Origin of the sequence: Cognatundibacterium rugosum, from assembly GCF_014284365.1 — a bacterium.
Lineage (GTDB): Bacteria > Pseudomonadota > Gammaproteobacteria > Burkholderiales > Burkholderiaceae_D > Undibacterium > Undibacterium rugosum.
Map to the genome: position 1 here is coordinate 153,720 of NZ_JACOGG010000011.1, position 7,232 is coordinate 160,951.

The window sequence follows — 7,232 nt, forward strand, 5'->3', positions numbered from 1 at the left end:
ATGCGTACTGCCTGCGTCGCCATGCCTTGCCGGGACAATTGTGCGTAAGTCCTAAATACTGACAGGTTGAATGATATGAAGACACTGAGCAGCCTGGCTGGACGCCTGGGATTGTTAGTATGCCTGCTTTTCTTGGGTGCCAGCGCCTTTGCGCAGATGACGACCGAGCGTCAGTTCCCGCCCGGAACCAAACGTGGTGTGCTCGATATGTCACGTTATCCGGATGTACGCCTGGATGGCAAGGCGCGTTTTTTGTCGCCAGGCGCCAGGATTTTTAATAATGAAAACTTGTTGGTGCTGCCGTCTACACTGGATGCGCCTAAAATCATCGTCAATTACACCGAAAACACCATGGGTGATATTGATAAGGTCTGGATACTGACGACAGCGGAAATGCCTAAAGTATTACCTAAGCCGGAAGTCTGGGCACCGATACCGTTTAAAAATCCGGAAGTAAAGTAATTAAGCTGCAGTACAGATACAGGTCTGGAATGTCGGTGAACGCTAGTACAGACACGTTGCGGCAGTCCTGAAATCATGTACTGGTTGTAAGAGAAATGTCTGAGGCGGTGCGGTTTGGCATGCACAGATGACTATAGCGCCAACTCAGCCTCATAGTTTTGCGTCAATTTTCAAAATAGTAGAAGTAAATAATGCAAAAAAAAGTATTTATTAAAACCTTTGGCTGCCAGATGAATGAGTATGACTCAGACAAAATGGCAGATGTATTGAATGTCTCTGAAGGTTTAGTCAAAACCGACACGCCGGAAGACGCGGATGTGATTCTGCTCAATACCTGCAGCGTGCGCGAAAAAGCCTCGGAAAAAGTGTTTTCCGACCTCGGGCGTCTGCGTGAACTGAAGAAGAAAAATCCGGATCTGCTGATCGGTGTCGGTGGCTGCGTCGCATCCCAGGAGGGCGAGGCCATCATCAAACGCGCACCCTATGTGGATGTGGTATTTGGCCCGCAGACCTTGCACCGCTTACCGCAATTGATCGATGCGCGCCGCCACTCGGGTCGTTCGCAAGTGGATATCAGCTTCCCTGAAATCGAAAAATTTGATCACCTGCCACCAGCCAAAATAGAAGGCGCGACCGCCTACGTGTCTATCATGGAAGGCTGCAGTAAGTATTGCAGTTACTGTGTCGTTCCTTATACCCGTGGTGAAGAGGTGTCGCGTCGCTTTGAAGATGTGCTGGCCGAAGTGGCCGGTCTCGCGGCGCAGGGTGTAAAAGAAATTTCGTTGCTGGGTCAGAATGTGAATGCGTATCGCGGCGTGATGGAAGATGGTGAGATCGCCGACTTCGCCTTGCTGATCGAGTACATCGCTGAATTTCCGGAAATTGAACGTATACGCTTTGTAACCAGCCATCCTAAGGAGTTCACTCAGCGTCTGATTGATTGCTATGCCAAGGTTCCTAAGCTGGTGAATCATTTGTATTTGCCGGCTCAGCATGGTTCTGACCGCATTTTATCTGCGATGAAGCGCGGCTATACCGCGCTGGAATACAAATCGGTGTTGCGTCGCCTGAAGCAGGTACGCCCTGATATCGCAGTATCTTCCGATTTCATCGTTGGTTTCCCAGGTGAGACAGACGAGGATTTCAATGCCTTAATGAAGCTGATAGAGGATGTTGGCTTTGATAACAGTTTCAGTTTTATTTTCAGCCCACGTCCAGGCACGCCGGCTGCGAATCTGGCCGACGATACGCCGCAGGAATTGAAATTGCGGCGCCTGCAGCATCTGCAGGCAGTGATCGATGCGAACACCAAAAAATACAGCAATGCCATGATAGGTACGGTACAGCGTATCCTGGTAGACGGTCGTTCAGTCAAAAATCCAGCCGAACTGCAGGGGCGTACGGAAAACAACCGCGTCGTGAATTTCGCTGGTCCTGCCAGCCTGATTGGTACGCTGGTGGATACCCGCATTACTGAATCGTATAACTATTCGTTGCGCGGTGAACTCATCGATGCGAAGGATGCGGCTGCATCATGATAAAAACGCCTGTGCCGGTCACACATTTTGTTCCTCAGCCGCTGGATAACAACCGGCTGGCGAATCTGTGTGGCCCGCTCGATGAAAATCTGCGCCAGTTGTCGGCAGCGCTGGATGTGACCATATTCCGTCGCGGTGAAAAATTTATCATCAGTGGGCACCAGGGGGAACGCGCGCTGGCGTTGCTGGAGCATTTTTATACGATAGCGAAAAAGCCCGTGTCTATCGATGAGGTGCAGCTGGCGCTGGTGGAGCAACGTGCACGCCAGCATCAGGCTCAGCATGCCGATACCGCTGAGCAGCGTAGTCAGCTTACGGTGAGTGAAGCGGCGCTGCCGGTTTCTGTGCCGGATGTGAGTGAGATTGAAAGTCCGCTGCTGAAAACCCGACGTACCGATTTGCGTGGGCGTACCCCACTGCAGAATTACTATCTGAAATCCATTTTAGAGCACGATATCACCTTCGGTATCGGTCCGGCCGGAACCGGTAAGACCTATCTTGCTGTTGCCTGTGCGGTTGATGCGCTGGAGCGTGATGCCGTTAAACGCATTATCCTGACCCGTCCTGCCGTAGAGGCAGGTGAACGGCTGGGCTTTCTGCCGGGTGATCTGGCGCAGAAAGTCGACCCCTATCTGCGTCCTTTGTATGACGCGCTGTACGACTTACTGGGTTTCGACCGCACGCAGAAGCTGTTTGAAAAACAAGTGATAGAAATCGCGCCGCTTGCCTATATGCGTGGTCGTACCCTGAACCATGCGTTCATCATTCTGGATGAGGCGCAAAATACCACGCCGGAGCAGATGAAAATGTTCCTGACCCGCATAGGCTTTGGTAGTAAAGCCGTGGTGACCGGCGATCCTTCTCAGGTGGATTTGCAGCGCGGACAGCGCAGTGGCTTGGTGGATGCCTGCCATGTGCTGAAAGAGGTGCGCGGCATCGCCTACACCCAGTTCACCAGCGCCGACATTGTGCGTCATCCATTGGTCGGCCGCATCGTGGATGCCTATGAGGCCGCCAGCGAGCACAACACGACACATCAGACTGCACTGGGCCTATTTAAAGCCGGCAGTTCTTCTACTTCTACATTAAGTACTTCACATCATGGCCGTAAAAAATCCAGCTAAACCTAAACTGACTTTATCCGTGCAGTACGCAGATACCCGACTGCAGGAAGTCTTACCACGGCCATTGCTCAGAAAGACGGTGCAGGCTGCTTTGTTTTTCCCGGCCGAGCTGACTTTGCGTTTTGTTGATGCGGAAGAAGGGCAGAGTCTGAACCGTGATTACCGCGGTAAAGACTATGCAACCAATGTGCTGACCTTTGCCTATACCGAAGATCAGGATGCTGAAGTGACGCAGGCTGATATTATTTTATGTACCGATGTTTTGCAGCGTGAAGCGGCAGAGCAGGGCAAACCACTCATCGATCATGCACAACATCTGATCGTGCATGGTGTCTTGCACGCGCAGGGCTACGATCACGAGGTTGACGAAGAAGCGGAAGAGATGGAAGCGCTGGAGATTGAAATACTCGCTGGCCTGGGTTTAGCCAATCCTTATCAGGAGTAAGTCTGCATGCGGTTTCCCTGGCAGCGGCATTATGGACAGCGCATCACCATGGGCGGGCGTGACGTGGTGGTGTTTGGCATGGAGCGTCACTACTGGCAGGATATTTACTATTACGCGATGACGTCCAGCTGGCCGCAGTTTTTTCTGGCAGCGGCTCTGGTTTTTCTGAGCTTCAATCTAATTTTCGCGAGCCTGTATATGCTGGGCGAACATCCGATTGCGAATATGGCACCGGATAATTTTCTGGGTGCTTTTTTCTTTAGCGTGGAAACCCTCGCGACGGTTGGTTATGGCGATATGCATCCGCAAACCGTCTATGCACACTGGGTGTCGACGACAGAAATTTTTGTTGGGATGGCTAGTGTGGCTTTGATTACGGGAGTCATGTTTGCCCGCTTTTCACGCCCGCGTGCGAGCATTTTGTTTTCTCAGTATCCGGTCTCCCATGTCGCAGATGGTCAGCAATTGCTCTTGTTCAGAATAGCCAATGCACGCCTGAATATCATCAGTGAAGCATCGGCGAAATTGCGCATGCTGCATGATGAAGAAACTACCAGTATGGGCAAGTTTCGCAAATTGACTGATCTCAGACTCGAGCGCGATCAGCATCCTATGTTCAGTCTGGGCTGGACAATTATTCACGTGATTGATGCCGATAGCCCCCTGTATGGAAAAACACCGGCGCAACTCAAAAATATGAATGCGGCATTTGTACTGACCGTTGAAGGGGTGGATGAAACTACCCACCAGATGCAACGTGCACGTCAGTATTATCAGGCACAGGAAATCCGTTGGGGACACCGTTATATCGATGTCTTGAATTATCAGGGCACAGTAGCCCATCTGCATTATCAACGTTTTCACGAAACCGAGGTGGTTCCCGGCCAGGAGCGCGTGGATCAGTAGGCCAGGGATGCTGCCTGGCGGCAGGTGGTATGCGTATTAATTTTGCAATAGGTGCAACCTCCATCTGCAGGATAATTTTGGATTCCGGTGTATTTGTTGTATTCTGTAGGATTGAAACAACGGCGTTAAGCCTCCTATGCAAGAGCACTCTAGTAAGGTCAGATCAGCTGACCTTAAACCCCACAGGTCACTTTTCGAAAGATTGACCGCCTTAATTTCTCCCGAACCCGAAAATCGTGCGGAACTGTTAGAGGTTCTGACGGAAGCCCAGGAGCGCAACCTGATTGATGCCGATGCATTGGCAATGATAGAGGGTGTGTTTCAGGTTTCTGATTTGTGCGCACGTGACATCATGGTGCCGCGCGCCCAGATGGATGTGATTGATATTTCCAAGCCAATTGATGAATGGATGCCGGAAGTGCTGGCCACGGCACACTCACGCTTCCCTGCCATCGATGACGATGACGAAAAAGTGGTCGGTATTTTGCTGGCTAAAGACTTATTACGTTATTACGCGGAAGAAGCGTTCGATGTGCGCGATATGCTGCGCCCAGTCATTTATATCCCGGAATCAAAACGCCTGAATGTCTTGTTGCGAGATTTTCGCGCCAATCGCAATCACATGGCGATGGTGGTCGATGAATATGGCGGCATTGCCGGCCTGATCACGATTGAAGATGTGCTGGAGCAGATCGTAGGTGATATCGAGGATGAATACGACTTCGAGGAAGAAGAAGATAACATCCTGGCGCTGGAAAACAAAGGCAATGGTAAGCGCTGGCGGGTTAAGGGCGTCACAGAAATCGGACAGTTCAACAGCGTATTAGGCGTGCGCCTGGCGGGGCCTGAGACCGACAGTCTGGCTGAATTCCTGGAAGGCCATCTGGGTGAAGTGCCGCACAAGGGGGATGAATTTACACTCGCCAATCTGCATTTCGAAGTCTTGCGTGCTGATGCACGTCAGGTACAGATTGTGCAGGTAGAGCAAAGGCTCAGGATGGACGAGGATGATTAAAGCGGTTGCCTTAGCCGCGACCTGGCTGACATCTTGCCGTGGCTGGAAACTGAATGTGTTGTTGCTCATCGCAGGTGGATTGAATGTATTTGCATTTGAGCCTTACGGGGTCTGGCAACTGCAAACGCTGGGCATGGCACTGTTGTTTGCCGTGCTGCTGGCGCCAGCGCCTGAACAGCAAAGCTACCGCCGCATCATGCTGCAGTCTGGTTTGTATAGCTTTGGCTGGCTGACGACGACGATTAGCTGGCTGGTGATTGCGATGTCGCGTTATGGCGGCATGCCCTGGTTGCTGGCTATAGCCGCACTGCTGGTGTTAACACTTTTCTTGTCACTGTATGGTGCGGCTTTTGCAGCGCTGTCACTCTATTTGCAACGCCGGTTTGCGTTAAGCCGTCTGAGCCTCTTGCTGAGTATTTTTCCGGCTGCCTGGATGTTGACGGAATGGTGCAAAGGCTGGATGTTTACCGGTTTTCCTTGGGCGATAGCCGGGTATGCACACACCAATAGCCCGCTGGCTGCCTATGCGCCGGTGGCGGGGGTGTATGGCCTGAGTCTGCTGGCTGCAATGTTGGCTGCATTGCTGACGACCACGCTGTTACCCGCGGTGAGTCGTCGCACACGCTGGGGCGCCCTGGCAGGCATCGTTGTCTTGCTGTTCTCCGGTACCGCGCTGCGCGAGCTGCACTGGACTCAGCCGCTGGGAAATACCTTGCAAGTCCGCTTATTGCAGGGGAATGTGGATCAGGATCTGAAGTTTCAACAGGAGCGTCTGAATGATTCGCTGCGCCTGTATTTCGACATGATCACCGCAGCACCCGCAGATTTGATCGCTACCCCTGAGACGGCTTTGCCTACCTTGTCGTCGATGTTGCCGGAAGATTATCTGCCACGTATTAATGCATTTGCCCAGCAGAGTGGCAGTACGGTTTTGCTGGGGCTGGCCGTGCAGGATGCAGCCGATGTGTATTCCAACAGCCTGCTCGGATTTTCACCCCACTATGCAGCGCGTGCATATCGCTACGATAAGCATCATTTGCTGCCGTTCGGTGAATTTATTCCCTTCGGTTTTCATTGGTTTGTCAAACTGATGCATATACCGATTGGTGATTTCTCCGGTGCCGGTTTGTATCAGATGCCGATGGCGGTGAAAGATCAGTTTGTGATGCCGGATATTTGCTACGAGAGTTTGTTTGGTGAGGAAATCGCAGCACAAATCAAAGCCCGCCATGCGGCGCAACAGGCGGTACCAAGCATATTATTAAATGTCTCCAATCTGGCCTGGTATGGCGACTCGATTGCGATGCCTCAGCATTTGCAGTTTGCGCAGATGCGGGTGCTGGAGACGGGGCGTCCTTTAATCAGCGCTACCAATACTGGTGCGACCGTGATTATCGATGTCTCGGCCAAAGTCAGGCAGCAATTACCTTACCAGCAGCAAGCGGTATTACAAGGCGCTGTACAAGGGATGCAAGGTGTCACGCCTTATATACTGTTTGGTAATAGCCTGGCGCTGGGGCTGGCTGTATTGCTGATACTGCTGACAATTGTGTCGCGTCGACGCCTGCGCTGAACGCGCATCAGCGGTTGAGCAGAATAAAAAAGGCACTCGTGATTGAAGTGACCCCATTTAGTTGGACAGCTTGATAGTTACGTGGCCAAGGGCTGATTCCTGTATTGAACAGGACTCAGCCCTTTTAATTTCAGTTTTATACGGTCATGATTATAGTAGTGGATGTAGT

At 51.7% G+C, this 7,232-nt stretch carries 8 protein-coding genes; 7 read left to right on the forward strand and 1 reads right to left on the reverse strand.

Going from position 1 to position 7,232, the window contains the following annotated elements; translation table 11 throughout:
* Positions 1 to 75: 75 nt before the first annotated feature.
* The 7 genes from H8K47_RS11905 (at position 76) to lnt (ending at position 7,063) form a co-directional block, all read left to right on the forward strand.
* Positions 76 to 462, forward strand: a complete 387-nt coding sequence (locus H8K47_RS11905; protein ID WP_186881628.1) for a hypothetical protein — start codon at positions 76 to 78, stop codon at positions 460 to 462.
* A gap of 191 nt (positions 463 to 653) precedes the next feature.
* The gene (gene miaB, locus H8K47_RS11910; protein ID WP_186881629.1) at positions 654 to 2,000 is read left to right on the forward strand and encodes a tRNA (N6-isopentenyl adenosine(37)-C2)-methylthiotransferase MiaB; all 1,347 of its coding nucleotides are present in this window, start codon (positions 654 to 656) and stop codon (positions 1,998 to 2,000) included.
* Positions 1,997 to 3,124 carry a PhoH family protein gene (locus H8K47_RS11915; protein ID WP_186881630.1) on the forward strand — a complete coding sequence of 376 codons (1,128 nt, stop codon included), beginning with the start codon at positions 1,997 to 1,999 and terminating at the stop codon, positions 3,122 to 3,124. Before miaB ends, H8K47_RS11915 begins: the two co-directional genes overlap by 4 nt.
* On the forward strand, positions 3,102 to 3,569 hold the full coding sequence (ybeY, locus tag H8K47_RS11920) for an rRNA maturation RNase YbeY (protein ID WP_186881631.1): 468 nt from the start codon (positions 3,102 to 3,104) through the stop codon (positions 3,567 to 3,569). Before H8K47_RS11915 ends, ybeY begins: the two co-directional genes overlap by 23 nt.
* A gap of 6 nt (positions 3,570 to 3,575) precedes the next feature.
* Positions 3,576 to 4,475: an ion channel gene (locus H8K47_RS11925; RefSeq protein ID WP_186881632.1), complete on the forward strand. Its 900-nt coding sequence runs from the start codon at positions 3,576 to 3,578 to the stop codon at positions 4,473 to 4,475.
* 136 nt (positions 4,476 to 4,611) lie between these two features.
* Positions 4,612 to 5,490 (forward strand): HlyC/CorC family transporter, encoded by an 879-nt coding sequence (locus H8K47_RS11930; RefSeq protein WP_186881633.1) that lies wholly within the window; start codon positions 4,612 to 4,614, stop codon positions 5,488 to 5,490.
* Positions 5,483 to 7,063, forward strand: a complete 1,581-nt coding sequence (lnt, locus tag H8K47_RS11935; protein WP_186881634.1) for an apolipoprotein N-acyltransferase — start codon at positions 5,483 to 5,485, stop codon at positions 7,061 to 7,063. Before H8K47_RS11930 ends, lnt begins: the two co-directional genes overlap by 8 nt.
* A 77-nt stretch (positions 7,064 to 7,140) precedes the next feature.
* Here lnt and H8K47_RS11940 read toward each other — a convergent pair.
* Positions 7,141 to 7,232 (reverse strand): IS3 family transposase (locus H8K47_RS11940; protein ID WP_186881635.1); only part of this gene is annotated, 92 nt, incomplete at its 5' end.

Excerpts from the sequence above, each read along its gene's own strand:
- miaB (WP_186881629.1), top strand. The coding sequence starts at position 654 with ATGCAAAAAAAAGTATTTATTAAAACCTTTGGCTGCCAGATGAATGAG.
- lnt (WP_186881634.1), top strand. The coding sequence starts at position 5,483 with ATGATTAAAGCGGTTGCCTTAGCCGCGACCTGGCTGACATCTTGCCGT.
- H8K47_RS11905 (WP_186881628.1), top strand. The coding sequence starts at position 76 with ATGAAGACACTGAGCAGCCTGGCTGGACGCCTGGGATTGTTAGTATGC.
- ybeY (WP_186881631.1), top strand. The coding sequence starts at position 3,102 with ATGGCCGTAAAAAATCCAGCTAAACCTAAACTGACTTTATCCGTGCAG.
- H8K47_RS11930 (WP_186881633.1), top strand. The coding sequence starts at position 4,612 with ATGCAAGAGCACTCTAGTAAGGTCAGATCAGCTGACCTTAAACCCCAC.
- H8K47_RS11915 (WP_186881630.1), top strand. The coding sequence starts at position 1,997 with ATGATAAAAACGCCTGTGCCGGTCACACATTTTGTTCCTCAGCCGCTG.
- H8K47_RS11925 (WP_186881632.1), top strand. The coding sequence starts at position 3,576 with ATGCGGTTTCCCTGGCAGCGGCATTATGGACAGCGCATCACCATGGGC.